The following is a 26,301-nucleotide window of genomic DNA, read 5'->3' as shown; positions in this document are numbered from 1 at the left end:
CTGTCGTGTCCCGCGCGGAAAACTCCAGCGCGTTTTTGAGAGCGGACGAGATCGATCGCGATTAGAGCCTCGCCCTCCTTGTCCTGTCGTCTTTTCCCTTCGACAGAAGGGTCCGCTACCTACGGATTTGCGCTTACTGGATCAGCGTCCACGGTCGCATTTGGCTCGCCACCTTCATCATCGGCTTTCCAACTGTCCCGTATTGTGTGCAAAGACTTCAAACAGCCGTCGAGATCATTAAGTAGGCTATCGATATCGCGAGTCTGTCGACGAACGACATTCGCAAAATCGGTCCTTTGTTCCGAGCAATCAAACGATAAGCTGTTTCTCTTCGCCATACGAAAAGACAGCTCATCGACCTCATCTCGCGTCGCGCGAATATCCCTTTCAATGAAGTTGAAGTATGTGACAAGATCTAAATTGTCCGGAAGTATGATTTGCCGCTGAGCAAACTGCTCTCTCTCCCAGTGGGAAAGAAAAAGGAGCATAAGCCCAACAAAAAGAACGACGAATTGCAGCGTCAACATCGCTTCCTGTGAAACAGCGAGACCTGCAGCATTCATTTGTGTAAGCGCCAGACTCACAACTGCGGCGATAAGGCCCAAAATACACAACCGCATCAAAGCGAATACGCTCTCGGATGAGTCTCTCTGGTACAATATTTTCAGCTCAAGAACCCGAGTCATCGCCAGCCCATACAAAATAATTGCAGCAAAGGCCCACTCAGGATCTAGGAAAAAAGAAGACTCAAACTTACCAAGAGATACTCGAAGAATAGCAATAACGGCCAGCGGAAGAAACGTAAACGCAACCTCTGCTAAGAAGAATCTACTTAGTAGGTTCATCACTGGCTCCAGCTTCCGGAAAAATAAATATTTGGTTATGCGTGACGATTTAGGTTTCATAAGACGCAACCGAAATTGACGAAGCTTTGTCCTAAAGGCGGACATTTTCCTTGGCGTATCTTCAAATATAGGGTCCGATTCCAGAGCCGTTCCGCGATCAAGGTCCAGTCGCCTGCAGTCGCGTCGTCGCGGACACCGAGGAATTCAGCTTGCTCCTGGGTTTCAAAATCACGTTTTTGCAACGGCGCCGTTTGCAACGTCGCGATCTTCGCGACTGTGTAGTCGGTGTTAGCAGGCCCATAGTCTGGGATGTTCTTCAGCGCTGCGAAGGCGTCGCGATCTTCCTGGAGGGTAGAGGGAGCAATTTTGCGGGATTCATTTTTTGCCATTACTTCTCTTCTTCTGAGCGAGTCCCTGATACATCATGGCTGCTCGGAATGGAGATGTGATGGGAGGAACTCACGTCGCCGTCATCTTACGAAGCCGCGCGCATGGGCTGCAAGACTTTTCGCGTGCTGCGGCACCTGTCGCAGACCGTTTCTCCATTCGCGTGAGTACGCGCCGGCGGTGGCGAGGATAGACATCTCCGAACGCGAAAAAAGAAAATTTCGGCGCCGGGATCGACTCCCTGCGCGATAAGGTAAGCGGCGCGGGCGGTGATGACGCGGGTCTTGCCGGTGCCGGCGCCGGCGAGGATCAGGAGCGGCCCGTCGATCGTGGTGACGGCGTCGCGCTGGGCATCATTGAGATCGAAGAGACGAAAGCGCATTGCGGAGCCAGTGACGTGTGACAAGTGACCAGCCTTCGCGCTAGGCTACGGCTAGGCAAGCGAGTGACGTGTGAAGTCGGCAGAAAAACAACCGCGGATTACCCGCCGTCGCCAAAGCTATGGCGTGGCAGGCTCGGATGTCGCGGATGGGAATGCTGAAGGCGTTGCAGGGTGCGCTGTCTCAGCGCAGAAGTCGTCCGCTGGTGACAGCGGACGCTACAACGCGCAGGCTGACGTTTAGACAAACCGAGCGTCCCGGCGGACGTTCTGCAGCACCCAATGGAGATTCATCAGCTTAGGTACTTCGTAGCGGTCGCGGAAGAGGGCGGGTTCTCGGCGGCGGCGGAGAGGGAACATGTGTCGCAGCCGTCGCTCAGCCAGCAGATCCATAAGTTGGAGGAAGAGCTGGGCCGGCAACTGTTCGATCGGCTGCCGAGGTCGGTGGTGCTGACCGAGGGCGGGCGGATTCTGTTGCCGTACGCGAGAGTGATTTTGACCGCGATCGCGGATGCCCGGCGGGCGGTGATCGCGCTGGAGGCTGAGGTCGCGGGGCCGTTGTCGGTCGGTGCGATTCCGTCGATCGCGCTCTATATTTTGCCGAAACTGATCGGGCGCTTTCAGCAGGCGTATCCCAAAGTCACGTTCGAGCTGTTCGAGGACACGACGGAGAAGCTGGCCCAGCGGCTCGAAGATGGGACGCTGGACCTGGTGATTGCGTCAGGGAGCAAGGACATCCCAAACCTGGCGCGCCATTCGCTCGGCCGGGAGCCGCTTCTCCTTCTCGTGCCGGAAAAGCACTGGCTCGCGCGCCGGAAGAGCGTGAAGTGGAGCGAACTGGCCGACGAAAAGTTTCTGCTGCTGCATGACGAGCATTCGATGACGATCAGCGTTCGCCAGTTCCTGGTCGCGAATCACTTAAAGCCGGTGCTGGTCCTGCGCGGGGCGCAATTGGTCACGATCGCGAGAATGGTCGCGGCGGGGCTGGGGGTGACGGTGGTTCCGGGGATGATGGCCACGACCGAGTTCGTAAAGGGCTGCGTGGCAGTGCCTTTCGCCAAACCGGTGCCGACGCGGGAGCTCGTCCTGTTGCGGAACCCGCTCCGGGTGGAAAGCAAAGCGGCCGCGGCATTCCGTGAGGAAGCCGCGGCCGCCTTCTTAAGTTAATTTCGAATCTCGATTCTCGATTTTCGATTCCTACAGGTTAACCCGCATCGCGTGAACGAGGGAAAGGATTGACCACGTGGAGGTTATGACGATCAGAGCGAAAAGAAAATACTCGGCGGCGACACTCGGCCGCTCGCGCTGCACGAAGCGGTCGCTCAGGAAGCGAAAGGCCCGCAGGCGCATGGAGGTTTTCGAATAAGGCAGCTGACCGTTTGTACCATTGCTGCTCAGTGTTAATGTTTGCATGCCTAACAAGAAAGCAGTCGGCATGCGCTTGGTAATACTTGTTGCCGATGGGCGCCATAGGCGGAGCCTATGGAGGAAAGTAAGAAGTAGGAATTAAGAAGGAAGAAGGCCCCCGCCGAGCCAGCCTTTGATCTTGTCGGAATTCTTTTTGTCGAAGGCGTAGGTGAGCTTGCCGAGCGGGTGCCGGACGACCATGCGAAGGCGCTTCCGGTTCAGGTCGGGGATGCATTGCTGGACCTGGTCGCGTTTCATGTAAAAGGCGGTGGCGAGATTTCGCTGCACGCAAAAGACGGCATCGCTCATCAGACGCATCCGGCACTGGCGCGCGGAGGCTTCGGCGATATCGGGGGAATCTTTCAGCTTCGCCTTGAACAGGTTTTTGCAGAGGTCGGTGGCTTCTTTCACGGTCTCGTGGGCCATGGCGCTCATCGATTCCTTGAGATGCCCGAGCCGGCGATATTGCTGGAAGAAAACCGCCGCGGCGATGGCCGGCCAGATCAGGCCGTGGCCGCCGAAGTCCTTGGCGCCGGCCATGGCGTTCAGGACGGTGATTCCAATATTCCAGATAAACAAAAGCGCAGCGACGAAACCCTCCGCGAGCAGGCAATGAAGCGAAGGCTTGCGTAACCCGACGACGCCGGTCGCGAGCATCATCAGGCCGAGAAGGACGAGGCCGACATTCAGTGGATTGACCTGCATGAGATAGGACCCGAGGACCAGGTTAATGCCGCCCCAGATGACTCCGAGGATAGCGGCGTTGCGAATCTTCTTCCGGGCGCAGACCACGAGGAGCGCCTGGTTTTCTGACATGGTGAAGGAGGGATCAGTTTGCATGGCTGGGATTTTAGCAGGGAGTATGCCCCGGATGCCCGGGGCCAGTGACCCGCCTTCGCCAAGGCTACGGCGTGGCAGGCGTGTAAGGGAATTGAGAAGGAAGGGCGAAGACGAGGGCCTGGTCAGGCGCAGGCGACGACGTGTTCGATGAACTGGCTTTCGATCAATCGTTCGCTTTTCCGGTCGAGGCTTTCACGAAAAACGGCGCTGCCATTCGTATGGATGATTGTCCCATCAGGAGCGAGATCGAAGGCGAGCACGCCACGAGCAATCACCGATTCCTCACCGGTCGGGGACTGACAAACGAGCTCCCAGGTTTTCGGAACCAGACTGGGCGATTCTTCCTCGGCCTCTTTCTCGAGGATGCGCTCGACGTTGATCAGGTTGCCGTAGATCACCATTTTCTTGAGGTCCATCTGGCGTCGCCCGGCGCCGCCGCTCTGGGTTCTGAGCGGCTGGCCGCTGTTACGAACGCTGAAAAAATTCAGCCAGTGATAAATGGCCATCAGGATCCGAAATGGGGCCAGGATGAAATCGAGCAGACCGCGTCCGAGGCTGGGACGTTCGGTAAGCGAACGGTGGGGACGGCGGATAAAGAAAAGATTCCCTGCCTGATCGAAACGCGGCGCGAGCAGGTCGTGTTTTGGATCGTCGGCAAGACAGGTCATTTCTCCCGAAATAATGTTCAGGGTCTCGAGATGAAAGGGGCCGAGCCCGATCGCTACGCCGTTGCGGTCGCGGCCGACGCCGGCGGATTGAAAAACGATCTCGTCCGGCCGGCCTGGGATCCAGCTCGGCGCGCGATCGACCGAGTCGCCTTCGGTGGCTTCGCTGAGTCCGGAACCGTCCATGGCCATGACGCCGATATTCCAAACGCCATTGCGATACTTCACCGCGCAAGCGAGGCGAGACTCCGAGGGATTGCTGTTCAGGTCGAGCACCCGCCGCTCGGTGCAATGAAAAAGCCGCTGTTCCTCGGCCCCAAAATCGCGAAGCAGGAAGACGCCGGCGAGGTCATCGGTATCGAGGGAATAAATGAGATCGGAGGGCTTTTCGCCACGCGTCAGGCCCGTGACCTCGATCCGCATCTCCAGTGGGTCGCGGTTGCGCGCGCCCCAGAGCATGCCGCCGCCCATGAATTGGGCGCCGGAACCCTGGGTTTTCCAGGCGTTCTTTTGCTGCATCCGCAGGGCCCGTTCGCGCACGGTTTCACCAAAGGCACTGGGGACGACCCGCGAGCCATTGGGCCCGTTGCTCAAATGTAATTTACCCTGGGATAGAAAGGCGACGACGGGAACCATGGCGCGCATTTTTAGCAGCTTACAGGCCAGCGCGGACGGCGCAGAGCGCCGTCATTGCAGATTTCAGAATGGCGATTGCCCTTCGATAGACTCAGGGCCTTGAGCGGGTCGAAACGGCAGATTGCGGAAGGACGACGAAGTCGCCCAAATCTGAAATCTTAAATTACCGCTGTCTGTTTAGCGTGTTGCGCGACGAGGGACTCGTAGTTTTGGACCATCTCGGCGTAACTGCCGGATTCGTCGTCCCGTTCGGACAGTGATTTAGCGCCCTCGGGGATCTCGAAGCCGAGCGCAGGATCATCCCAGCGGCAGCCGACCACATCGAGGGCGGCGCTCCAATAACTGCTCAGCCCGAAAGCGAGAACGGAGTCCTCGATAAACCAGAGGACATGCGCCACCCCGCAGGGGATGGTGACTGCACAACGGTCTTCCGCCCGCCAATCGATCGTCGCGCTCCGCCCGAAGGTGGGCGAGTCGCAGCGGATATCGTGGATCCCGAGGAGCCCGCGTCCGGCGAGCAGCGTGTAGTATTCTTGATAATCGACGTGGACGTGCACGCCCCGAACGACGCCTGCCTTTGAGACGCAGGCGTTCCACTGGACCGTTGGGAACGTGCCGGGCCATTCCGCGCGGTAGATTTCGTAAAGGCAGCCGCGCGCGTCGGGGTTCGGCTTCGCCGGCACGACGGCACAACCATCAATTGGCAAGCGGGCGTTAGCGTGTTGAAGTCGAATCATTTCCTCGGGATGAAGAGAACCCGGTGGACAAACTATCACAGCCGCAGGGAGAAATGCTAGGGCGGGCTGATGCAGATCTGTTGCAACTTAATGCCGAGCGCCCTCGGATCATCGGAGAGACCAAGTTGCTTTGGGGAAATTGTTTCGGCAAAGCGAAGGCGCAGGCCGATTCGAGACCCGATCCACGCGGACGCCGGGACGACGATGCTCCAGTTGCCGCCTGGCTCCGAGAGCGTCCATCGGCCAATGGGATCGCCGCGGACGGTCTCGATGACGACCTCGCGAGGCGCGCCCGGCGGCCTTTGGAAAACGCTGAACGAAAAATCAAATCGCAGGTTGCTTGTGGGCGGGTTGCCGACATCGAACATAAGGTCCGCGGACGGGCCGTCGCTCCAGCAGCCGTCGGCTTCGGGAACTGACCATCCGCCCGCCAGGTAACGTACTCCGCCAGCCCCGGCGCCGAAATTCATCGGCGTTCCAATCGTGGTGCGGCAGGCGCGCCGCACGGCCTCGGCGCGGAGGGAAGGAGCAGCGCCCGGGGCGCCGGTCGGCTCAAGGCCCGCGCGCTCGCGCAGGTAGCGCAGATTAGCGCCGCGCTTCCAACCATGGCGCATGGCCATCGTCAGCCCCCGCGGATTTATCCCGAGGTGGGCCAGCAGGCCGGAAAGCACGCGTCGCCAATACGGCGGCCGGCGCGGCCATCGGCGCGCGGCAAAGGCATTGGTGGCCGGAATGCGCGCGGCGAATTCGCAGGCAAAGGAAGGATCACCAATGTGCTCCGCGATCCAGTCGTGCTCCGGAGTTTCCCGTTGCAAGTACGCGTTGGCCCGATGTCCGGCAGGTATGACGATCAACGTCAGGTCGTTCAGGGTGTGAATATGAAAACCGCGGCGCCAGAGCTGGAAGAGCAGCGCCTGGGACGGCTCCGCCCGTTCCTTCTGGCTCATTCGCCAACCGCCGATCTTGTCCAGCACCTCGACTCGGATCAGCCAGCACGAAGCGACCGCTACGCTGGCGTCGAGGTCCGCGGGCGACCAGCGATTACCTTCGCCCAATCCCTGCAGGAGCACGTGCAACGAATCAAAGGCGAGCCTGTCTCCCGCGAACGAGATGCGGGCGGCCGTGCCCAGGACGAGATCGGCTCCCGTGATCGCGAGCGCTTCGCTGCACGCTTTGAGGTGATGCGGCAGCCAGATATCATCGTGGCTGAGGTAAGCAATCAAGGGAGCCCGCGCCAGGGCGCGCCCGACGTTGTTAGGCGCGCTTTGCTCACCCCAATGGGACTCCAGGTTGACGAATCGCACCCGCGGATCCGCGCTGGCAAATCGCGCGACAACCTCGGCGGTGTCATCGGTACACGCGTCGCCCACGACAATCAGCTCCCAATCCGTGAGCGTCTGCCGGAGAACACTCTCGATCGCGTGGACGAGCGCACGGCTCCGATTGTAGGTGGCGATCACAATCGAAATCGCGGGCGATCCCATGGGTAAATGAAACACTGAAATGCTGATACACTGAAAGGCTGAAATGCAGGCGATGCGGCGTGCGGGACCATTCCACCGCGGATTACGCGGATGTCGCCGATGTAAGAAATGGATAGGAGGCTACCTGTCGTCTGACCCAGCGAGACCAGGGGGGAGTGTAAAGCATGCTTGACATATGGCAAGCCAGTGATTATCCCATCGGCATGAGTGAGCATTCCAAGTCGAACCCGCTGGTGTGCACTTTGGCCTGGCGGGATTTCCCGGTAATCGCCACGGCGCTGGCGGTGGTCGCCTGTTTTGGGGAAGCGTTGCTCCAGAAATATTTCGCGCCTGGCCGCGGGTTCCAAATCGCGCTCGGACTGGGCCAGGCGGTCCCGGTGGGTCTGCTTGTTCGGTATTTCGTCGTTCGATCGCGAAAATCTCGCGAGGAGATCAGCCGACGTGCCGATCCCGTTCGTTAACCCATCACCCAATATGAAACAAGACTCCGATTCGTCGTCCCTTTGCGAAAAAGGACCAGGCGACATCCCCCTGGTGCCGACCGCTCTCTGGGTGGGCAGTTATCTGATAGCGTTGCTGCTCCAAAAGTATCTGGTGCTTTCCACCGGAATGCAGGTGGCGGTCGCGTTGATTCCGGTGGCGCCGTTTGGATTTTTCGTTTTCCGTTTCATCGCGCATCTGCGCAATCTCGACGAGCTCCACCGGCGGGTGCACCTCGAAGCGCTGGCCTTCGCCTTCCCGCTCGCGATTCTGCTTCTGATGACGCTCGGACTGATGGAACGCGGCCATCTGTTGTCGGCAAAGCACTGGAGCTACGGCGATGTCTGGTATTACCTGCCGCTCTTTTATCTGATCGGCGTGGTGATTTCCTGGCGGCGGTATCGATGACGAATCGGCTCCGGGAATTGCGCGCCGAACGAGGCTGGTCGCAAGCGGACCTGGCGGCGCGGCTCGAGGTTTCGCGGCAGACAGTGAACGCGGTTGAGACGGAGCGTTACGAGCCGAGCCTGTCGTTGGCGTTCAAGATCGCGCGGCTGTTCGGACAGCGGATCGAGGCGATTTTTAAGGACGACGCCGGGAAGTAGCAGACCGAACCACCGGGTTACGGCCGCAGATACGGCAAGAGATCGGAATTGAAACGTCGATGAAGGCGATGAGGACGTGGAGAAATCGATGGTTGAACCTGGCCGTCGCGCTGGCGTTGCCGGCGTTGGCCGCGGTGGCGGAAGAGAAGCCGAAGACGCTGGCGGAAGCGAAAGCGGCGTTTGTGAAGGCGGACAAGGCGTTGAATGAGGCATGGGCGGTCGCGAAGAAGACCCTGGAGGAATCCGAGTTCGCCGAGTTGCAGGTCAAGCAGCGCAATTGGCTGAAATACCGGGAAGGCCAGGCGCGCGCAGCGAACCGGGACAATAGCGAACCGGAGGGAAAACAGACGGCGGCGTATTATGAAGCCGCGGCGGAACTGACCCAAAGCAGGGCCGACTGGCTGCGTGGCCGAACAAAGAATGAAAGCGATTCGCTGACCGGACTCTGGGTCGACAGCTTCGGCGGGACGGTCGAGATCGTGCAGGAGAAGGAGAAGCTGTTCTTTGTGGTCGAGGTGGTGCGCGGGCCGACCTATCACACCGGGTCGCTCGCCGGAATTGCGACCTGGAACTCGCCTCTCGGCTGGTTCAGCGACAAGGGGCGCGAGAATACGAAAACGGAGGAAACGAACCTGGCATTCGTGTCGCGCGGCACTGTCCTCGAGATCATCGGCGCGCAAACGAGCTACTATCACGGGACGCGCGCTTATTTCGATGGCGATTACTGCAAGGCCGCGGAATTGGGCGACAAGCGGAAAGCCGAAGTGAAGAAAGCGGCGGAAGCGGGAGGGATGGAAGAAAAGTAAGACGACCCGCCCGCCTGACTCGCATTCGCGCATTAAGAGCTCCGAGGCTCTAAACTTGCCGGGACACGATCGGACTAGGGATGTAGCGTTTCAGTGCTGGCCCGCCATTTCGAGGAACCTGCTCCACGCTTCATATGCCACGCCACAGCCGCCGCTCGGAAGCATCATGTCTGGAACAAACGGAGGATGCACTTTTCTCCCGGGAATGCCAATGACCGGTAATTTCGGTAGCGTGTTTATCTCCCGAGATGCTGGACCGGGCCATGTTTCAATCAGTCCCAACGGGTCCACCCGATTGTTAGGTGAGTTCCCAACATAACTGTATAGATTTAACCCGCCTCCTTCGCCAATGGGATCGCGATTAATCCAGCGTCCGATGGTGGGGTCGTAGGTACGGAAGGGCGCAAAGTAGAGGTGGCTGGCGGAATGGCGAAAATGGCCGGTGTAACCGAAGTCAACATTCAGGTCGCCTGAGACTTTGTCCCAGTTGCCAAACGGATCGTAATTGTACCGTGCTCGGAGCGTCCCGGCCACGTCGGTCATTTCGCGAATGCTGCCGAGATGGTCCTTGCTGTAGTAATAAATGCCCGCATCCGAGCCGCCGATGCGTTGCTCGCCGTCGCTGTAATAGCGACGCGTGGTGACGTTATTGGCATCGCGTTCCTCGGCGATCTGATGGCCGAGCCAGACAAACTGTTTCGTGCTTGTGACGGTGGTGCCGGCCTTTTCCACGATCTTGGTGCAATGGCTCGCACCGTCGTAAGTCAATTCCGTCCGGTTGGAGTTACCAGTATAAGTGATTGCGATTAGTCTATTCGCCGCATCCCATTCAAACGTGTTGCCACCGCCCTGCCAGTACGTGCGCGCGATCAGATTACCGTTTAGATCGTAACTGTAGGCATCGGACTGCGGCGCGGGCGGTTCTTCGCCTGGCCACACAATCGGGCCGGGTCCCCCAGCTTGTTGGAAACCATAGCCAGTAACGGCAATAAGCTCGTTCAAATTGTTAAAGGTTGCGTCTTTGCGATCTTCCCCGCCTCCTTCGCCAAATGCCCCGACAATATTGTAATCGTCAACGAGGCGGTTTCCCGCAGGGTCGTATTCGTAGGTTTGTGTAATTCCGCCCCATCTAAACGACTGGACATTACTCCATTGCACCAACTGGTCCGTCGGATCATACGTCAAATAAAGATACTCGGTCGCCGCGGAATCGTTCTGCTTAGCCCAGCGCGTGATCATGTGCCCCGCGTCGTAGACATAATCGAATTTCGACAAGCTGCTGGCGTTGGGCCGGAGGTTCTGCAGCGTTTGAAGCTGCTTGTCTCCGCCGTTGACGAGATAAGCAAAAACAGTGCTTTGGCCGTTTGGGTAGGCTAGGGTTTGGACCCGGTTAGTCACGCCGACGTACGTGGGATCAAATGTGCCGAGATTGTTTGTTTCGGTCTGAACTCGACCGAGGGTATCGAAGGTGACGGCCATTGGGTTTGCCGCGCCATTGATGGACTGATTTAGGGTGCGGCCAAGCTCATCATACCCGAACACAACCGTGTCGTTCGCCAGCGGACCGTCTATGCTTCCGAGTTGACCTGCGCCGAGGCCGGGCGGGACAGTAATCGGATTGTAAACGTAGTTCGTGACGCCCGTACCATCGGTCATCGTGCTGACGCGTTTATAGTTGGGATCGTACGCGTACGTGACGGAAGGCGTTGATGGGCTAAGTGATTGGCCTGCGGTGTCGGTGTAGTTAACACCTTGCAAAGTGTTATCGGCAAAATAGCTGTAATTCGTCCGCTGATTTTTCCCGTCCGTAAACGACTTCAAGCGGCTGGTCGCACCGACGATGTTGGATGCGGTCTGGCCTTCGTACAGGTAGGTAATTTTAGTCCCATCCTGGAACACCTTTTCGTAAACTCGGCTTTGCAAGTCGCGGTTGAAGGCCGTGGTCTGGTTTTTCGGATCAGTAATACTCGTGAGCGCACCGCAGTTACACCAGCCGTACAGGGTGGTGCGATTGGCCGGGTCTGTGATCGAATCCATTTTCTGGTTGGCGTTATAGTGGCGATACGTCCACCGGCCGCGCCGATCCCGGCTGGCGGTCAAATCGAGCTTCATCACGCCGGTACCGTTGTCGGTGTACCTAAATTCCTCGTAGGTTGTATCCGGAAAAGTGACCTTCGTCTTCCGATCGAGATTGTCGTAATCCGTAGATATTGCGTAGCCGTCGCTGTCGGTGATAGTGCGGACCCTTTTGAAGCTGTCGTAGATGAATGTGGTGACGGCTGACGCCCCGTTGAAGGCTGGGCTGGTGATGGAGGCGAGGCAACCAGTCGGAACTGTGCCGCCGTAGGCATACGTCGTTGTCTCGTTTTTGGCGTTAGCCCGCGTCAACATTTGTCCCTGTGCGTTATAGGTAAAGGTCGTGACCTGGCCCGCCGCGTCGGCGTCCGTGAGCGGCTCGTGAAGCGTATTGTAAGTGAACTTGCGTTGGAGCTCGTTATTGGTCCCGCGGGTCTGGCGAATCTCCAACAGATCGATGTTGTTGGTGCCGTAAATATAGCTCATGACCCGGCCGACCGGATCGGTCGTCTTCGTCGTCTTGCCGATGCTATTGTATTCGAACTGGTTGAGCTGAGTGGTGCCGTCACCGAGCACACGAGCCGTTTGCGAGGGATTTGTTGATGTGCCGACGTGCTGATAATCGGGCTGGCCCGGGTACGTATACCAGAGGCGGTTTTCGAGTGGCATTTTCTCACTCGAAATTACGTCGGACACGCTGCACTCGTCTTGATAGAGCCAGTGGATGACCTGTGCCTTGGTATAGTCGCCCGGCGCTACCTGCATCGCTTTCTTGTCCCAATAAAAGGTGTTGGCGACGTCGAGTCCGGCGTTCGTGATACCCGAAGCGGCCGGCGCTGCCGAATCGCTGGCGGTGATTCCCGGAGCGTTGTCTCGATACTCGACGCGCTCTTTACCAAGTGGATCGGTAGCCTCGATCCACCGATTGGTCCCGTTCTCGCCGGTAACGAAAGTCGTCGTTCCGTAAGGGGTAGTTAGCGAATCAACTGAATCCGTCCCGGCCGCATAAGTGAACTGCGACTGAATACCAATTTCGTCGGTAATTCTCGTAAGCTTGCCATTCGTGTATTCGAAGGTGGCGAAACGACCAAATGGATCGGTGACTTTCGTGACCTTGAGTGGATCACCGGCCAACTCGTAGGAAACGGTCGTGACCTGGTTAAGCGCATCCGTAATCGTCGTCACACGGAAGCTGGCGTCGTATCCGATGTTCGTAGTATTCCCGGCCGGATCAACGATCTGCGTCATAAAGACTCGGCGCGGATACGAAGACGCACCGTTGCTCAAGCCGAAGACTTCTTTGGAGCCGTCGGGCAAGCGGCGCTCATAACTAGCCGGCCCGGTCTTTACAAGGGCCGCATGGCTGCGAGCGTCGTTGATAAACGACTGCGAGATCGCGTCGTAGGCAAACACTTCGGCGCCGCCCCCCGAACGATAAACCGGCGTCAGCGCCAACTGTGAGCTTGGTGAGTCGGTAACGTACGAGAGCCAGCCAAATGTCCACTTTGGCCCGAGGTTTGAGTAACTGAACGTGGCGGGCTGCTCATTATCTCTTTGGTTGTACGTGACCGTGAAATCAACGGACGGGCCGTAGGCCGAGGAATACCGAAGCGGCCTGCCCTGAATATTTAGACTAACCAGCCTCGAATGAATGCGGTACTGAGCCATGGAGGGCAAAGTTGATTTGCTGTCGGAACCGCCAGCTCCGCCGCAGCTGCTACAGGTCGGTGCATTGCCGCCGATCTTTGGAGCATCGCAGGTGGGATATGGATCCCGAGGCAGGCACGGTGGAGGTGGAGTACCGATCGTGATCTGAATTTTGCCGTGTTGTACGTTTCCCGCGGTGTTGCCGTCGCAAGGGTATCCGCCGAGATACGGGAGGTCGCCAGTCACAGTGACAGCTGTGCCACCGACGGTGACGCTGTAGAATTGCCACCCGTTTACGCCATTGCCGTAGCTAACCCCCGCCCCGGGGCTAAGACCGCCCGACCAGGTTCCATCCGGGTTAACATTAACGACGACCATTTCGTAATACCCTTGGAGCCATGCGCTATTGGTTGCCAACAGCCCTGCGGAATAACGTCCCGAAGGCACGCCCGGAGCAACGTTGATGGTGATATCGTCGAGAACGACGCCATCCCATGCGAGGAAGACCCCGCAATTTGTGCTCTTATGGGCGTAACATGCGACGTCCGCCTTGGCGGTGGGCGCAACGGCCATGGCGCCCGCGACTAACAAGCAGACTGCGAGCAGCGACCTGCGCACTCGTCCGCATAGGAGTTGCAGTTGGGATACGAAGCAAGTGGAATCGATTTTCATGATGGTACAGCAGACGCCGAGTGTGGGAGTGAAGAGGAGGTTCTGAGGTTTAGGAGAGGGAAATTCTTGTGGAAACGCTTTGGGGTCCGCGCGTTTTAGCGGTTTACGCGAAAGAAGCAAGATATAAAACTGCGAAATGACGACCCGTTTCGACGCACGCTCAGCGCCAACGAGTTATGCCTGCAAAAAAAGCGTTGCCGAAACTTGCCGCGTTATTTCCAAACGCCGAGCGCGCGCGGCGAACCGGGACAATAGCGAGCGGGAGGGAAAACAGACGGCGGCGTATTATGAAGCCGCGGCGGAGCTGACCCAAAGCAGGGCCGAATGGTTGCGTGGCCGAACAAAGAATGAAAGCGATTCGCTGACCGGACTCTGGGTCGACAGCTTCGGCGGGACGGTCGAGATCGTGCAGGAGAAAGAGAAGCTGTTCTTTGTGGTCGAGGTGGTGCGCGGACCGACCTATCACACCGGCTCGATCGCCGGGGTCGCGACCTGGAACCCGCCTCTCGGCTGGTTCAGTGACAAGGGGCGCGACCCCACGAAGACGGAGGAAACGAATCTGGCGTTCGTCTCGCGCGGCAGCGTCCTGGAAATCATTGGCGCGCAGACGAGCTACTACCATGGCGCGCGGGCCTATTTCGACGGCGACTACTGCAAGGCCGGCGAGTTGGATGAGAAACGGAAAGCGGAAGTGAAGAAAGCGGCGGAAGCAGGAGGGGTGGAAGAGAAGTAAGAATTAAGAAGGAAGAATTAAGAAAGACGGAGAATATGGCCTTATCCCGAATCGATACGCATCATCACCTGTTTCCGCCCGAGTACCTTGCCGCGGTTAAAGAACGCGGAGTAAAGGCCGGGGGCGGAGTCACGTTTCCGGAATGGTCGCCGGAAGCTTCGCTGGAGATCATGGATCGCCATGGAATAGAGACGGCGGTCCTTTCGCTGGCTTCGCCCGGGGTCGATCTCGGCGATGCCGCCCTCGCACGAGAATTGGCGCGGAACTGCAACGAATATGGCGCCGAGCTGATGCGAAAATATCCGGCGCGCTTCGGTTATTTTGCCTGCGTCCCGTTGCCGAACACGGCCGATGCGGTGGCGGAAACCGCTTACGCCTACGACACGCTGAAGTGCGACGGAATCGTGTTGCTGGCTGATTCCGGCGACCGTTTCCTGGGCGATCCCGAGTTCGAGGAACTGATGCAGGAACTCAACCGGCGGAATGCCATCGTGTTCGTGCATCCCAACGTGCATTCCACCAGCCGGCACCTGGGATTGAAATTCCCGGAAGCGCTTTTCGAATTTCTGGCCGACACCACTCGCGCGTTTTTGAATCTGGTGCTTTCGGGAACGCTGCATCGGCATCCGAATATTCGCTGGATACTGTCGCACGCCGGCGCCGCCATTCCGGCGCACGCCTGGCGCTGGGCCCTCGCGGACCGCCACCCAGTTGTGCGAAAGAACGCGCCCGATGGCGTGCTGTCGTATCTCAGCCGGTTGTATTTCGACACCGCGCTTTCCCCATCGCGAAACGCGATGCGCCCGGTGCTCGACCTCGCCGGGCCCGATCGCGTCCTCTTCGGGTCAGATTATCCGTACGCGCACGGCGATGTGCTGGATTTCGAAATTATGGAACTCGATCGGCTGGACGTGTTCGACGGCGCCGGCCGCGAAAAGATGACAAGAAGCAACGCGCTGAGCCTCTTCCCGCGCTTTAACGAAAGTAAGAACTAAGAAAGGGAGGAACGGTTGTAGCGTCCGCTGTCGCCGCGGAAAATCGCCCGCTTTGGATGCGCTGAGACAGCGCACGCCACAACGCTACTTCCAGACGCCGAGCTTTCGCAGCTGCGTGGTGACGGTGCCGGCCCAGTCTTTGTTCGAGGCGGGACAGGCGGGGCTGGGATGGAGAATCTGGCCGATTTGTGGAGGCGAATTTGGGAACGCTTCGCGCGCTCTTTTGGCGGCGAAGTCCCCCACTCCGATAAGCCATTCTGGGCTTAGGATGCGAACGACTTCGCGGAGATGCTCGTCGCAGGCAGCGAAGAGCTCGGCGCGCGCTTCAGGGGGTAGTTTATCGGGAGTGCGGTTACGGCCGGTCTCCTCGAGAAAGGCGAGCGGGCAATAATTCATGACCAGGTGCTCCCGGAAAAATTTTGCGGGAGTGCCGAATCGTTTGGCAAACAAACCCCAGAGCCGTTCGCCGCTGATCTCGTTGCGATGACAATCGAAGCCGGTCACAGGCCGTTTCGGATGTTCGTGAGGCGGACGATCGATCGGCGTTTCGATCCCGAGCCAATCACGGACAGCGGCAATTTGCCCGAAGGGAATTCCGGTTTGGGCCATGCCAAACGGACCCGGATTCATTCCAAGAAACAGGACGCTCTTCGGATTGTTTCCGTAGCGCCGAAGGTACATCTCGTGGGCGCGCCAGGCGTAGCGCAACGGGTTGTAAGCGTGCGTGACCGGGGCGGCAAATTTCAACCGATCGACATCATCTCGCAGTCGTCCGGCCGCGGCGATCAATGAGTCACTTGTCGTGGTCACCGCGCGTATTTCGTTTTCAAGTGGTCGATATAACGACTGTATGTTTCGGCGAGTGGCGCGCTTTCGATAAAGAGAATGTTTTCAGCGTTGAACTGCGCGCTGCGCGAAAAGTTGTAGGAGCCGGTGATGACGGTGTCGTCGATGACGAGAACCTTGTTGTGCATGAAATCGTGGCGGCTGGTTGGGCTGTAGGGGGTGGAATTCTTGCCCGCGAGATGCGCCCGGGCGACCATTTCCTGGAGTGCGGGAATCTTCCAATGGTTCGAAGGAACCCCCTGCCACTGGGTGTAAACCTCCGCCATTTGGGTCCGATCATAAATGCCGTCGACCGGGACGCGCCCGGCACGAAGCAAATTGAGAAGCTCGCCGATCAGCGTGCCGGAATTGATCAGGAGACTGCAAATGCGGACCCGGCGTTGCGCGGCGCGGACGCGTCGAGCGATCTCGGTGTCGATTTCCAAGCCGAGGCCGGGAGAAAACATGACGCGAACCGTGGCCGGTTGATCGGCGAAAATCAGTGGCACCGGTTCAGTGCGAATCTTTCCGGTATTCTCGAAGTTCTCTTTCTCCCAGAGCTGCTCGAAGTCTTCGGCGTAAGAGGCGGCGAGCAGCGGGGAGTCGATGGTGACGACATTGTTCTCCATCAGGGTGAAGGCGTCATTGGTCATGTTCGTTGAACCGGTCCAGACCGACTCCCGATCGCGGACAATGAACTTGCTGTGCATCAACTTCATCCCGGCGATGCGCCGCCAGGGAAAGCCTAACGACTGAACGAAGGCGCTCGTGCCGGCCGGAGCAGGGTCCTGGCCCGCGGCCACGTCAGGTTCGGTGGGTTTGTCCCCGTCGAAGCAGAAACGAATCTGGACGCCGGCGTTCGCGCGATCGCGCAAAGCGTCGAGAAGCTGCGCCCGCAGCAGCTCGTTGAAGCGCATGTCGTAAACGGCGATATCCAGGGAATGTTTCGCCGCGCGGATGAAACCGGTGAGCCGCGCCATCACCGAGTCGGCGGTCTGTTCGCCTTCTGCCAAAAAGAAAACAGAGAGCGTGTTCAATTCGAATCAAATTCCGGGGGCTTCAGAACCAAAGCCGCGGGAACGGAATTCTTCCTCGTGATGGTAACGCTCTCGCGCGGTGAGAAGACTGGACCGGCCGAGATAACCGACAACGCGTTTCTCGTTCGCGCGATCCACGACCGGCATTCGGCCGATGTCGTGTCGCAACATTTTGGCCATGGCGTCATGCAATGTTTCGTCGGGGTAAGCCACGATGAGTTTCGTTGATCCAGCTTCGCCGATGGTCAGCGATTCGTCGCGCGAACGGTCAAAACACCGGACGATATCGCCACGAGTGATGATGCCGATGAGGTCGCCGTTCTCGTCACCCAGGAGAGTGCCCTGGCGGCCGGAAAGCAACGGATCGCCGCTCGCGATTCGAGCGGAAAATCGCGGCAGCGGGGTGCTGGCCGGGATCAACGGCACATTTTCGTCCATCACTTCGGCGACGCGCATCATCTCAAACAAGTCGACGCTATATTCACGCGCGATGTGTTGCCCGCGCCGGGCGAGTTTTTCGGTGAGAATGGAGCGCCGCAGGAGAAGGACGGTCACACCGAGAGCAGCGACCGAACCGCAAAGAAGCGCCGGAAGGGCGTTCAGGTCGTGGGTCAACTCAAGGAGGAAAAACATTCCGGTCAAGGGCGAGCGCATGGTGCCGCCCATCATCGCGGCCATGCCGATCATGGCCCAGAGACCGGGCGTTCCGACCGGAAGCCATTGACCGATCACCGCGCCGAGAGCTCCGCCAATGATCAGGAGAGGTGCGAGCACGCCCCCCGAAGTGCCCGAGCCGAGGGCGATCGCCCAGACCAGGGCCTTTCCGACCACCAGTCCGAGCAGCGCCGCGCCCAAAATTTCTCCGCGAAGCAAACCGTGAATCAATTCATAACCAACGCCGAGAACACGCGGGTCGAGCCATCCTCCGATCCCAACAAAGAGCGCGCCGAGGGCCGGCCACCACATCCAATGAAACGGAAGTTTGGCGAAGGCGTCTTCAAAGAAATAGACAACAGCGGTCAAAGCGCCCGAGCCGAAGCCGGCCGCAATTCCGATTCCAGCCGCGGCGATTATCGCCCAAACCCCGAGCTGAGGATGCGCGGCCACGGGGAAAATAGGGCCGGCGCCAAGCAATGGAATCCGGCACAACCAGGCTGCGACCGCGGCAACCACGACAGGAATGAAACTGCGCGGCCGCCATTCAAAGAGGAGTAACTCAACGGCAAGCAAGGTTGCTGCGATCGGCGAAGCGAAGACGGCGGACATTCCGCCAGCGGCTCCGGCGACGAGCAGAGTTTTGCGTTCGGCAGCGCTGAGATGAAAGAGCTGCGCGAGGAGCGAACCGACCGCGCCTCCCGTCATGATGATCGGCCCTTCAGCGCCAAACGGTCCGCCGGTGCCAATCGAAATGGCCGATGAGACGGGTTTGAGGATCGCCACCCTGGGCTGGATCAAACTTCCGCCGAGCAGAATCGCTTCGATCGCCTCGGGAATGCCGTGGCCGCGAATCTTTTCGGAGCCATAACGCGCCATCAATCCAATAACGAGCGCGCCGACCACGGGCGCCGCGATGACCCACGGACCCAGGTGGTGATGTTGGAGCGTCTCCATCTCGGGCGAGAAACGCTGGAAGAAAACGAGATTCGTAATTTCGGCGATCAACCAGAGCAAGGCTTTCGCGACTAAGGCGCTGATCACTCCGAGCGGCAGGGCAAAGCCGACCAGAAGCAGCATCCGTGAGTCGGTGCGAAAATCGCCCAGTAAGGATTCTGAAGTCTTGGTGCCGGACATAGTGGCCACGGCGAAGTGGCGGAATTTTCTAATCTGCGAAGCGTGGAGTCAGCCGCAACGACGAGTGAGGAAGCGTGCTAGCGCGTCTGGCGTTGCGCGATGCGATGGCGCAATTGCAGGAAAGGCCGTTCGACGGCGAAGAAGAGGACCGTGGCGACGGCATAAATGCCGAGCTGAACTCCGATGATGGTCAGGGGGAGATCATCGCAATGCCGTGGGTCGTGCAGAATTCTCCCACCAAATGGATCGCCAACGGAAAAGGAGAAACGGCCCGGGAGAAAGCAAAAAGGTCAGCAGAGGCCGAATCATTTGCGCCTGGGTGAGCAGCGGCTGTTGAATTGCCTGGCTTCCTCTCGAAAAATCTTCCTGTTTAAGCCCCACAGCCTCGGATAAAAACAGCTGGGACCGAGGGCCATGTCGATGAAAGCGGACCGAAGTCGCCACCGACGGCGACAAACCCGCCGGAGAATGATTGCCGCCCGCTCGCGTCCATTCGTGTCCATTCGCGGTCGAAGTCTTGATCGGCGCTAGAGTGGCCTTGAAGGATCTTGTAGGGCGACCGCATCGGTTGCCTCTTTTGAGCAAGGCAAGCGGAGCGCTTGGGCAACAAACATTTTGCACCATCGACCGTGACTCGAACGCGGTTCGGCATAACTTCAATGAGCAACGGAAGGTTCTCATGAAACAGAAGATCAAGCTGGCGATAACGATGGTGGTGCTCGGCGGCGCGGCGTTACCGGTCCTGGCCGAGACGAGGCACACGGTCGAGAACAACGAGCAGGAATGGACGATCACGCAGTCAGAAAACGGCCGCGAGTTCAATCTGCAGATCAAAGGCAGGCCCGAATTCACGGACGATTACAGCGACCTCAAATCGCTTTCGGCGGGCGGGTCGGTCACGATCGAGGAGAAGGCGGCGTCGGTGACGCGGAAACTGGAGATCACCCCGGGCGCCGACGGGAAGCTGCAGCGCTCCTACTCGGTGAACGGCGCGGTGCGCGAGCTCGATGCCGAAGGCAAACAATGGGTCGCCGCGGTCATCCTCGACGCGGTGCGACAGTCGGCTTACGACGTCGAGCGGCGGGTGGCGCGGTTGTTCGAGCGTGGCGGCGCGGCCGCGGTGCTCGAGGAGGTCGCGTTGATCAAAGGCGACTACGCGAAGTCGGCTTATCTCCGTCAACTGCTGAAAGACCACCAGCTCGAAGCGGCGGCGGCGCGCAAGGTTGTGCAGATGGCGGCACGCGATATCTCTTCCGCCTACGAGAAGAGGCAGGTGCTCGCGGCCGTCGCTGGGAAGTATCTCGACGACAAGGAGACGCTGGCCGAGTTCGCCGCCGCGATTCCAACGATTAATGCCGATTACGACCGAGGAGAGGTGCTTGCCGCCCTCGTGAAAGATCGCAAGCTGACCAGCGACCAGCTGAAGATCGTGGTTCCGGCGGTGGCGAAGATGTCGTCAGATCACGACAAGGCGCAGGCGCTTCTCGGCCTCCTCAAAGCCGGCGGGACAGAAGCGGTGGCACAACCGGCCTTCTTCGAGGCCGTGAACGGAATCCAATCGGCCTACGATCGGGCGCGGGTGTTGAGCGCGGTCCTCGCCGCCAAGCCGGACAATGAAGCCGTGAAGCTCGTCGTCACTTCCGCGACCTCGATTACCTCCGATTACGAGAAATCGCAGGTGCTGATCACAGCCGCGAAAATCAACGAGGACACCGACATCCGGAAGATGCTGGTCGAAGCCGCGCGCGGGATCCGTTCCGATTACGAACGCGGTACCGTGTTAGCCGCCGCGACCAAATAGCTCCGGCGCTTATTTCAACCGGCGCGTTGTAGGGTGCGCTGTCTCAGCGCATCAGCGTCGAATTCGGCTGGTGACAGCCGACGCTACAACTCGAAAGGGATTCGATGCGGACCTATGGCCTTTTCCAGGCCAGCATGACGCCGTCGCGAACCGTCAGGCAGACATTCTCGACCCGCGGATCGGAGTGGACGAGCGCGTCGAACGCTACGATGGCGTGATCGTGCTCGTCTTTCGGATCGAGCACTTTGCCGCTCCAGAGAACGTTGTCGGCGATGATCAGGCCGCCCGGTTTCAGCAGGGCCAGCGAAGCTTCGTAGTATTTCGAATAGTTCGGCTTGTCGGCATCGATGAAGACCAGGTCAAACGGACCGGTCAGGCTTTTGATCGTTTCCAGGGCCGGTCCCATTCGAAGATCGATTTTGGAACCGTGCGGACTCTCGGCAAAATAGCGCCGGGCAATCGCTTCCGCCTCGGGATCGACCTCGCAGGTAATCAGTCGTCCGTCATCCGGAAGGCCGGCAGCCATCATCAACGCGCTGTAACCAGTAAAGGTTCCGATCTCCAGGACCAGCCGCGCGCCGGTCAGGCGGACCAGCATCTTGAGAAATTCGCCCTCGATCCGGTCCACCTGCATCTGGGGCGACTCCATGCTGCGATACGTCTCCTCGCGAAGCCGGACGAACAGGTCGCCTTCCGCCGTCGTGTGCTCGCGCGCGAACTGTTCGATTTTTTCATCGATGAAGCTGGTCATGCGGTGTATGACCACGAGGCGGACAGGCTGTCAATTTGACCCGATGCACTTCGCGCGCCGGAACAGACAAGGAGGCACACGAACCATGATAGATGAAAACGCAGCCCCAACCCTGAGATCCCCCGATATTGCGCTCATGCTTTCCATCGTCCTGTGGGGGACCCTGCTGGGCGGGATCGCTTACTCGCACCTGGTGTATTTCCCTGCTTATCTGGCGGCGCTGCCGGCTTCGGCCGTCGTCGTCACCGGCCCTTACGGTCTGCATGAGGGGAGATTCTGGATGATAATTCATCCACTGCTGATCCTTTCCCTCATCTTCACCCTCCTGCTGAATTGGAAGTCGCCATCGCGGCGCAAGTTCGTTCTGGTGAGCTTCGCAATCTATGTGCTGGCGCTTGTCGTTACGCAGATCTATTTCCTTCCCGAATTATTCGCGTTCGAGCGGAGCGCGGGATCGAGCGTGACGCCCGCGGAGTGGTTCGCACGAGGGCAACGCTGGCAGAGGTTGAGTTGGATTCGAGGAGCCGCGTCTTACGCCGCCTTTGTTCCGCTGCTCTTGGCGCTGACGAGACCCGGGCCGGGCTCGAACAAAGTTGTGACCACGGGGACGTCAACGAGGAGCTAAGACATGCGCATACTCATTTCATTCATCTTCGTTCTCCTCGGACTGAGACTGGCATCAGCGGCTGACCGGACCGACAAGATTTTCCTGCAAGGTAACCTGGCGGGAACCCAGACGGTGAAAGAAGAACCGGGCGCCGCTGTCCGCGTGGAATATTCCTACAACGATCGCGGCCGGGGCGATCATATCAACGCGACGTGGAAGCTGGATGGCGCCGGTGTTCCGACCGAATACGAGGGGAAAGGCAACGATTACATGAAGGCGCCGGTCGAAGAGCGTTTCGAGATCAAGAACGGCAAGGCGAGCTGGAAGAATCGGAGCGAGAATGGCGAGGCGCCGGTGACGGGCGAGGCATTCTACCTGCCGATGAGTGCGCCGCCGGAATTTTTCGGTGTCCTCGCGCGCGCGCTGTTGAAGGCGCCGAACCACAAGCTGCCGCTGTTGCCGGCGGGCGAAGCGAGCATTGAAGTCGCCGGCAAGGTTACGACGGCAAAAGGCGAGCTAACCGAGCACCGCATTGTTGGCCTCGGCTTTTCCCCGCAATCGATCTGGCTCGATGGCAACGGCGTCGCGTCACAGGTCTCCGGCTGGTTCTCGGTGGTGCCGGATGGAACCGAGGGCGCGATCAAGGATCTGCAAGCGGCCCAGGAAAAAACGGACGCCGCCTGGTCGGAGGGGATCGCGAAGGCGCTGGCCCGGAAACCGGCGGGCGACCTCGTCATTCGAAACGCGCGCCTGTTCGATCCGCGCGACCTGAGCGTCACGCCCGGAACGAGCGTGGTGATCACCGCCGAACGTATTGTGCGCGTCGGGCCGGATGCCGACGTGAAAGCGCCGGCCAACGCGGAAGTCATCGATGCCAAAGGCAAATTTCTCATGCCGGGGCTCTGGGACAATCACCAGCACTTCGGCGATGTCGATGGCGCGCTCGATCTCGCCAACGGAGTGACCAGCGCCCGCGATCTCGCGAACGACCTTGATAGTTTTCCGAAGCGCATTGCACGATTCGACGAAGGAACGGAGCTGGGGCCGCGCGTTCTGAAAGCCGGGATCATCGACGGCACCGGCGAATTGGCCGGCCCAACGACGATGCGCGTCGATAACGCGGAACAGGCCATCAAGGACATCGACTGGTACGCCGACCACGGCTACGCCCAGATCAAAATCTATTCCTCAATCAAGCCGGAGCTGGTCCCGATCATGGCCGATCATGCGCACGCGCGCGGACTGCGGGTCAGCGGCCACGTCCCGGCTTTCATGTCGGCGAAACAGTTCGTCGAGAACGGCGCCGATGAAATCCAGCACATCAATTTCATCGAACTGAACTTCCTCTTCCCAGAAGTGAAGGAGACGCGGAATCGCGACCGCTTCATCAAAGTCGCGGAGCGCGCGCGGGAGTTCACTCCCGACAAACCGGAGGTGCGCGATTTCGTCCAGTTCCTCAAACAACACCACACGGTGCTCGACCCGACGATGGTGGCGTTCGAAGGCCTTTTCTGCGGCGACCCGACTGCGATCACGCCCGGCTTGGAAGAGATCATCCCGCGGTTTCCGCCTCAGGTCCGCCGCGCGATGCGGAGCGGCGCGCTCGAAGTCCCACCGGAAAAGAAGGACGCCTATCGCGAATCGTTCCCGTCCATGCTCCGCCTGCTAAAGGCGCTTCATGATGCCGGCGTCACCATTGTTCCCGGTACCGACGCCCTCGCCGGCTATATGCTCCACCACGAGCTCGAGCTTTACGTTCGCGCCGGCATTCCCGCCGCCGAAGTTCTGCGAATGGCCACGCTCACTTCCGCCGAAGTGATGGGAGCAAACAAAGACCGCGGCATCATCGCCGCCGGGAAATTGGCCGACCTGGTCCTGGTCGAGGGCGACCCCACGAAAAACATCCGGGATCTCGATAAGCTGACCGCCGTCATCAAAGCCGGCAAAATCCATGATCCGGCGGCGATCGAGAAAGCGCTCGGCATCACGCCAGGAAAGTGACGAGTGACGTGTGACCCGCCGCGGCGGGTCACATGCCACATTCTTGCGGCCAATGGCCGCAAGCCTTAGCCGTTCGGTTTCTTGGCGTCTTTCTTGGACTTGGCGTCGCGCTGGGCCTGCTCGTCGGCTTCGTGTTGCTTCGCACTTTCCGGCGACATGATCTCGTAACTGGTGAGCATCGCCTTGCCGCCCGTCATGCGGTAGACAAACGCTTCCACGGCCAGGCCGCGGTCGTAGGTCGAGTCGTACTTCAGCTTCACGTCGGTCGCGCCGTTGTTGGTGTTGAATCCCCAGCTGCGTTTGGTGGCGCTCTTGAATTGGCCCCAGACCCCTTTTACTCGAACGAAGGTCGCAACGGTGTCCTCGGCGGATTTGTTGCGGAAATTCGCGTGCGACTCGTCGTAGATCGCCTTGAATTCATCGGCGTTCCAGTGCTGATGGAACCGGTCGATCTCCGCCTCGGCCGCTTTGGTGTCCTTTTTCAGGCCGCAGCCCGAGAAGGCGAGAATCAAGGAAAACGCTGCGCCCGCGACGAATGACAAATGCTTCATAGGATTGCGAACGTTTATCATTTTCGCTGGTTCGCTGTCGAGGCGATCGCCAGGAACGTTTCGAGGTCGGGCGCCGCTGACTTCTGCCAGCCAGACACGCCGGCGCAGGGAATCTGAACAAGGAACGGCGATCTGAAATCGCCGGCGATTAAAACGGCGGTTCCAAACCGCCGCTCCTTGAAGCTCACAATGGTCGCAAGCGCTTGATTCACCAGATCCGAACACACCCTTTCGAAAGCTGGAAAAGGGAACCGGAAGATCAGGCGTGGGACGTTAGCGTCCGGCAGCAGCCTTCGAATTCGAGCGCTGGTCCCAGTCTTTACGCAAGACTTTCATCTCGGCGCTCAAAGCCAAAAGGCGGGCGGTCACACCCTTATATTTTTTCGTGGTCCCGTTGACGGTGCGATTGACTACGCCCTGGCCGACCAGGCCCTGAAGCTTTTCGTAAGCCCGCAGACGGAGCATTTCTTCGCCTCCACTGGCTGCGTTCCGCTCCCGCAGATTGGCCAGGATGATCTCGAACAATGGCTTGAACTCGAACGACGCCTTGGAGGAAAGCACGGCCACCAACTCCTCCGTGATATTATCCGGCATTCGACGCGAAAAAGAGGCACCAGATGGTTTGGACATCGTTGATCCTAGCACAGATCGGGAAAAAAACGAGAGCCGTAAGGCAAAGCCTGCGGAAAAAGCGGTCGAAAGAGGCGCCGGGAGCTGCCACCCGATGAAGGCGGCAGCTCACAGCCGGGCGCGTTAAATCTTTCGGCCGCTGATACTTGCGGAAAACCTAATCTATTTCTTGCGGGTGTAGCTGATCTCCATGGACTTCGCTTCGCCCTGGCCGCGATCTTCGAAGTACTCCATCGCCATGTGGTCCTTGTCAGTAAACTTGATCAATTCGCGGACCTTCGATTTCATTCCGGGCATCATCTCGAACTCGCCGGTGTAGGTGATGGTCTTGCTCGAGGCGTCGTAGGTGCCCTCGGTGATGTAAATGCCGGTCCCCATATTATCGACCCAGCCGGAAACGAATTTTTGCTTCACATTGTCGTAGCCGTCCATCGACATGCCCTGGAACTTCATCTCCTTCGGTTTGCCATCGGCGCCTGGCATTTTGAAGTTGCCCGAGTAATCGCCAGTGACGTAGCGGCCGTCCATGACGGCTTTTCTGATCGCCGTCCCTTTTGATTCGGTCGGGCTTCCTTTCGGATCCATCCACATTTTGACGACATAACTCCAGGTGCCGGCGGTGGAGGCCAGGAGCTTGTGATTGTCGTTCAGCTGAGAGAGCTCCATCATTTTTTTCATCTCCTCAGCACTCGGCGCGGTAGACGCCGTGGTGGTCGTCGCCGCCGCCGTGGCTGGAGTCATGGCGGCAGCAGCCGCTGGACTGGAGGCGGATTTGGTGGAGTCGGGAGCCGTCTTGGCCGAGGGCGTCTGGGCAAAAGCGAGCCCGGCGGCCACGAACAAGAGGGTCAGTGATTTTAGGGTTGTGGTTAGGATGTTCATGGGCGGGATTCTGCCGAGGCCAATTGGGGACCGT

27 protein-coding genes are annotated in these 26,301 nt (G+C 59.1%); 11 read left to right on the top strand and 16 right to left on the bottom strand.

The window, feature by feature from the left end; all coding sequences use genetic code 11:
* Window positions 1-119 precede the first annotated feature (119 nt).
* The 3 genes from VJU77_04540 to VJU77_04530 all read right to left on the bottom strand — a co-directional run bounded on the left by VJU77_04540 (window position 120) and on the right by VJU77_04530 (window position 1,614).
* Window positions 120-905 (bottom strand): hypothetical protein, encoded by a 786-nt coding sequence (locus tag VJU77_04540; protein HKP02613.1) that lies wholly within the window; start codon window positions 903-905, stop codon window positions 120-122.
* Complete coding sequence (locus VJU77_04535; GenBank protein HKP02612.1) at window positions 902-1,234, bottom strand: hypothetical protein; 333 nt, start codon at window positions 1,232-1,234, stop codon at window positions 902-904. Before VJU77_04535 ends, VJU77_04540 begins: the two co-directional genes overlap by 4 nt.
* Window positions 1,235-1,320: 86 nt before the next feature.
* Window positions 1,321-1,614 carry a UvrD-helicase domain-containing protein gene (locus VJU77_04530; protein HKP02611.1) on the bottom strand — a complete coding sequence of 98 codons (294 nt, stop codon included), beginning with the start codon at window positions 1,612-1,614 and terminating at the stop codon, window positions 1,321-1,323.
* Window positions 1,615-1,893: 279 nt separating this feature from the next.
* On the opposite strand from VJU77_04530, the gene VJU77_04525 reads away from it, so the two are divergent.
* Window positions 1,894-2,778, top strand: a complete 885-nt coding sequence (locus VJU77_04525) for a LysR substrate-binding domain-containing protein (GenBank protein HKP02610.1) — start codon at window positions 1,894-1,896, stop codon at window positions 2,776-2,778.
* A 30-nt stretch (window positions 2,779-2,808) separates the two neighbouring features.
* On the opposite strand, the gene VJU77_04520 is transcribed toward VJU77_04525, so the two are convergent.
* From VJU77_04520 to VJU77_04500, 5 genes are all read right to left on the bottom strand, one after another.
* A complete protein-coding gene (locus tag VJU77_04520; protein ID HKP02609.1) occupies window positions 2,809-3,024 on the bottom strand; it encodes a hypothetical protein in 216 nt (71 codons plus the stop codon).
* Window positions 3,025-3,117: 93 nt separating this feature from the next.
* A complete protein-coding gene (locus VJU77_04515; protein HKP02608.1) occupies window positions 3,118-3,858 on the bottom strand; it encodes a hypothetical protein in 741 nt (246 codons plus the stop codon).
* A gap of 122 nt (window positions 3,859-3,980) precedes the next feature.
* Window positions 3,981-5,117, bottom strand: a complete 1,137-nt coding sequence (locus VJU77_04510) for a hypothetical protein (protein HKP02607.1) — start codon at window positions 5,115-5,117, stop codon at window positions 3,981-3,983.
* Between the two features lie 200 nt (window positions 5,118-5,317).
* Window positions 5,318-5,896: a dTDP-4-dehydrorhamnose 3,5-epimerase family protein gene (locus tag VJU77_04505; GenBank protein HKP02606.1), complete on the bottom strand. Its 579-nt coding sequence runs from the start codon at window positions 5,894-5,896 to the stop codon at window positions 5,318-5,320.
* 56 nt (window positions 5,897-5,952) lie between these two features.
* Window positions 5,953-7,380, bottom strand: coding sequence for a glycosyltransferase family 2 protein (locus tag VJU77_04500; GenBank protein HKP02605.1), 1,428 nt, complete (start codon window positions 7,378-7,380; stop codon window positions 5,953-5,955).
* 203 nt (window positions 7,381-7,583) lie between these two features.
* Between VJU77_04500 and VJU77_04495 the strand changes: the two genes are divergently transcribed.
* The 4 genes from VJU77_04495 (at window position 7,584) to VJU77_04480 (ending at window position 9,271) form a co-directional block, all read left to right on the top strand.
* Window positions 7,584-7,841 carry a hypothetical protein gene (locus tag VJU77_04495; GenBank protein HKP02604.1) on the top strand — a complete coding sequence of 86 codons (258 nt, stop codon included), beginning with the start codon at window positions 7,584-7,586 and terminating at the stop codon, window positions 7,839-7,841.
* A 13-nt stretch (window positions 7,842-7,854) separates the two neighbouring features.
* Window positions 7,855-8,268 (top strand): hypothetical protein, encoded by a 414-nt coding sequence (locus VJU77_04490; GenBank protein ID HKP02603.1) that lies wholly within the window; start codon window positions 7,855-7,857, stop codon window positions 8,266-8,268.
* A complete protein-coding gene (locus tag VJU77_04485) occupies window positions 8,265-8,465 on the top strand; it encodes a helix-turn-helix transcriptional regulator (protein HKP02602.1) in 201 nt (66 codons plus the stop codon). The genes VJU77_04490 and VJU77_04485 overlap by 4 nt, the downstream gene beginning before the upstream one ends.
* A gap of 68 nt (window positions 8,466-8,533) precedes the next feature.
* On the top strand, window positions 8,534-9,271 hold the full coding sequence (locus VJU77_04480) for a lysozyme inhibitor LprI family protein (protein ID HKP02601.1): 738 nt from the start codon (window positions 8,534-8,536) through the stop codon (window positions 9,269-9,271).
* 90 nt (window positions 9,272-9,361) lie between these two features.
* Here the strand turns inward: VJU77_04480 and VJU77_04475 are convergent, their stop codons facing one another.
* Window positions 9,362-13,567, bottom strand: coding sequence for an RHS repeat-associated core domain-containing protein (locus VJU77_04475; protein HKP02600.1), 4,206 nt, complete (start codon window positions 13,565-13,567; stop codon window positions 9,362-9,364).
* A 235-nt stretch (window positions 13,568-13,802) separates the two neighbouring features.
* On the opposite strand from VJU77_04475, the gene VJU77_04470 reads away from it, so the two are divergent.
* The gene (locus VJU77_04470) at window positions 13,803-14,399 is read left to right on the top strand and encodes a hypothetical protein (protein HKP02599.1); all 597 of its coding nucleotides are present in this window, start codon (window positions 13,803-13,805) and stop codon (window positions 14,397-14,399) included.
* A gap of 35 nt (window positions 14,400-14,434) precedes the next feature.
* Window positions 14,435-15,394 (top strand): amidohydrolase family protein, encoded by a 960-nt coding sequence (locus VJU77_04465; protein HKP02598.1) that lies wholly within the window; start codon window positions 14,435-14,437, stop codon window positions 15,392-15,394.
* Between the two features lie 84 nt (window positions 15,395-15,478).
* On the opposite strand, the gene VJU77_04460 is transcribed toward VJU77_04465, so the two are convergent.
* The 3 genes from VJU77_04460 to VJU77_04450 are packed head-to-tail and all read right to left on the bottom strand — an operon-like array spanning window position 15,479 to window position 18,990.
* A complete protein-coding gene (locus VJU77_04460) occupies window positions 15,479-16,204 on the bottom strand; it encodes a uracil-DNA glycosylase family protein (protein HKP02597.1) in 726 nt (241 codons plus the stop codon).
* On the bottom strand, window positions 16,201-17,256 hold the full coding sequence (locus VJU77_04455; protein ID HKP02596.1) for a phosphatidylserine/phosphatidylglycerophosphate/cardiolipin synthase family protein: 1,056 nt from the start codon (window positions 17,254-17,256) through the stop codon (window positions 16,201-16,203). The genes VJU77_04460 and VJU77_04455 overlap by 4 nt, the downstream gene beginning before the upstream one ends.
* 6 nt (window positions 17,257-17,262) lie before the next feature.
* On the bottom strand, window positions 17,263-18,990 hold the full coding sequence (locus VJU77_04450; GenBank protein ID HKP02595.1) for a chloride channel protein: 1,728 nt from the start codon (window positions 18,988-18,990) through the stop codon (window positions 17,263-17,265).
* 161 nt (window positions 18,991-19,151) lie between these two features.
* Between VJU77_04450 and VJU77_04445 the strand changes: the two genes are divergently transcribed.
* Window positions 19,152-19,370 carry a hypothetical protein gene (locus VJU77_04445; GenBank protein ID HKP02594.1) on the top strand — a complete coding sequence of 73 codons (219 nt, stop codon included), beginning with the start codon at window positions 19,152-19,154 and terminating at the stop codon, window positions 19,368-19,370.
* Window positions 19,371-19,726: 356 nt separating this feature from the next.
* A complete protein-coding gene (locus VJU77_04440) occupies window positions 19,727-20,848 on the top strand; it encodes a hypothetical protein (protein ID HKP02593.1) in 1,122 nt (373 codons plus the stop codon).
* Window positions 20,849-20,960: 112 nt separating this feature from the next.
* Here VJU77_04440 and VJU77_04435 read toward each other — a convergent pair whose 3' ends face one another.
* On the bottom strand, window positions 20,961-21,599 hold the full coding sequence (locus tag VJU77_04435; protein ID HKP02592.1) for a class I SAM-dependent methyltransferase: 639 nt from the start codon (window positions 21,597-21,599) through the stop codon (window positions 20,961-20,963).
* Window positions 21,600-21,684: 85 nt separating this feature from the next.
* On the opposite strand from VJU77_04435, the gene VJU77_04430 reads away from it, so the two are divergent.
* Both VJU77_04430 and VJU77_04425 read left to right on the top strand, forming a co-directional pair.
* Window positions 21,685-22,224 carry a hypothetical protein gene (locus tag VJU77_04430; protein HKP02591.1) on the top strand — a complete coding sequence of 180 codons (540 nt, stop codon included), beginning with the start codon at window positions 21,685-21,687 and terminating at the stop codon, window positions 22,222-22,224.
* Window positions 22,225-22,227: 3 nt separating this feature from the next.
* On the top strand, window positions 22,228-24,207 hold the full coding sequence (locus VJU77_04425; GenBank protein ID HKP02590.1) for an amidohydrolase family protein: 1,980 nt from the start codon (window positions 22,228-22,230) through the stop codon (window positions 24,205-24,207).
* A gap of 65 nt (window positions 24,208-24,272) precedes the next feature.
* Here the strand turns inward: VJU77_04425 and VJU77_04420 are convergent, their stop codons facing one another.
* The 3 genes from VJU77_04420 to VJU77_04410 form a co-directional block, all read right to left on the bottom strand.
* Entirely contained in the window at window positions 24,273-24,758 is a 486-nt protein-coding gene (locus VJU77_04420; protein HKP02589.1) for a hypothetical protein, read from the bottom strand.
* A 273-nt stretch (window positions 24,759-25,031) separates the two neighbouring features.
* On the bottom strand, window positions 25,032-25,388 hold the full coding sequence (locus VJU77_04415) for a hypothetical protein (GenBank protein ID HKP02588.1): 357 nt from the start codon (window positions 25,386-25,388) through the stop codon (window positions 25,032-25,034).
* Between the two features lie 162 nt (window positions 25,389-25,550).
* Window positions 25,551-26,267: a DUF1579 domain-containing protein gene (locus tag VJU77_04410; protein ID HKP02587.1), complete on the bottom strand. Its 717-nt coding sequence runs from the start codon at window positions 26,265-26,267 to the stop codon at window positions 25,551-25,553.
* Window positions 26,268-26,301: the final 34 nt, after the last annotated feature.

The organism is Chthoniobacterales bacterium (assembly GCA_035274845.1).
Lineage (GTDB): Bacteria > Verrucomicrobiota > Verrucomicrobiia > Chthoniobacterales > UBA10450 > AV80.
The sequence above is the reverse complement of the archived record's forward strand: the minus strand, read 5'-3'. Positions and strand labels throughout refer to the sequence as shown.

What these genes read in the sequence shown, in the direction of transcription:
- VJU77_04470 (HKP02599.1), top strand. Translation starts at nt 13,803, where the DNA reads ATGACGACCCGTTTCGACGCACGCTCAGCGCCAACGAGTTATGCCTGC.
- VJU77_04450 (HKP02595.1), bottom strand. Translation starts at nt 18,990, where the DNA reads ATGCTGCTTCTGGTCGGCTTTGCCCTGCCGCTCGGAGTGATCAGCGCC.
- VJU77_04480 (HKP02601.1), top strand. Translation starts at nt 8,534, where the DNA reads ATGAGGACGTGGAGAAATCGATGGTTGAACCTGGCCGTCGCGCTGGCG.
- VJU77_04430 (HKP02591.1), top strand. Translation starts at nt 21,685, where the DNA reads ATGATAGATGAAAACGCAGCCCCAACCCTGAGATCCCCCGATATTGCG.
- VJU77_04500 (HKP02605.1), bottom strand. Translation starts at nt 7,380, where the DNA reads ATGGGATCGCCCGCGATTTCGATTGTGATCGCCACCTACAATCGGAGC.
- VJU77_04410 (HKP02587.1), bottom strand. Translation starts at nt 26,267, where the DNA reads ATGAACATCCTAACCACAACCCTAAAATCACTGACCCTCTTGTTCGTG.
- VJU77_04415 (HKP02588.1), bottom strand. Translation starts at nt 25,388, where the DNA reads ATGTCCAAACCATCTGGTGCCTCTTTTTCGCGTCGAATGCCGGATAAT.
- VJU77_04525 (HKP02610.1), top strand. Translation starts at nt 1,894, where the DNA reads ATGGAGATTCATCAGCTTAGGTACTTCGTAGCGGTCGCGGAAGAGGGC.
- VJU77_04495 (HKP02604.1), top strand. Translation starts at nt 7,584, where the DNA reads ATGAGTGAGCATTCCAAGTCGAACCCGCTGGTGTGCACTTTGGCCTGG.
- VJU77_04445 (HKP02594.1), top strand. Translation starts at nt 19,152, where the DNA reads ATGGCGCAATTGCAGGAAAGGCCGTTCGACGGCGAAGAAGAGGACCGT.
- VJU77_04440 (HKP02593.1), top strand. Translation starts at nt 19,727, where the DNA reads ATGAAACAGAAGATCAAGCTGGCGATAACGATGGTGGTGCTCGGCGGC.
- VJU77_04425 (HKP02590.1), top strand. Translation starts at nt 22,228, where the DNA reads ATGCGCATACTCATTTCATTCATCTTCGTTCTCCTCGGACTGAGACTG.
- VJU77_04505 (HKP02606.1), bottom strand. Translation starts at nt 5,896, where the DNA reads ATGATTCGACTTCAACACGCTAACGCCCGCTTGCCAATTGATGGTTGT.
- VJU77_04490 (HKP02603.1), top strand. Translation starts at nt 7,855, where the DNA reads ATGAAACAAGACTCCGATTCGTCGTCCCTTTGCGAAAAAGGACCAGGC.
- VJU77_04520 (HKP02609.1), bottom strand. Translation starts at nt 3,024, where the DNA reads ATGCAAACATTAACACTGAGCAGCAATGGTACAAACGGTCAGCTGCCT.
- VJU77_04475 (HKP02600.1), bottom strand. Translation starts at nt 13,567, where the DNA reads ATGGCCGTTGCGCCCACCGCCAAGGCGGACGTCGCATGTTACGCCCAT.
- VJU77_04485 (HKP02602.1), top strand. Translation starts at nt 8,265, where the DNA reads ATGACGAATCGGCTCCGGGAATTGCGCGCCGAACGAGGCTGGTCGCAA.
- VJU77_04530 (HKP02611.1), bottom strand. Translation starts at nt 1,614, where the DNA reads ATGCGCTTTCGTCTCTTCGATCTCAATGATGCCCAGCGCGACGCCGTC.
- VJU77_04515 (HKP02608.1), bottom strand. Translation starts at nt 3,858, where the DNA reads ATGCAAACTGATCCCTCCTTCACCATGTCAGAAAACCAGGCGCTCCTC.
- VJU77_04435 (HKP02592.1), bottom strand. Translation starts at nt 21,599, where the DNA reads ATGACCAGCTTCATCGATGAAAAAATCGAACAGTTCGCGCGCGAGCAC.
- VJU77_04535 (HKP02612.1), bottom strand. Translation starts at nt 1,234, where the DNA reads ATGGCAAAAAATGAATCCCGCAAAATTGCTCCCTCTACCCTCCAGGAA.
- VJU77_04540 (HKP02613.1), bottom strand. Translation starts at nt 905, where the DNA reads ATGAAACCTAAATCGTCACGCATAACCAAATATTTATTTTTCCGGAAG.
- VJU77_04420 (HKP02589.1), bottom strand. Translation starts at nt 24,758, where the DNA reads ATGAAGCATTTGTCATTCGTCGCGGGCGCAGCGTTTTCCTTGATTCTC.
- VJU77_04465 (HKP02598.1), top strand. Translation starts at nt 14,435, where the DNA reads ATGGCCTTATCCCGAATCGATACGCATCATCACCTGTTTCCGCCCGAG.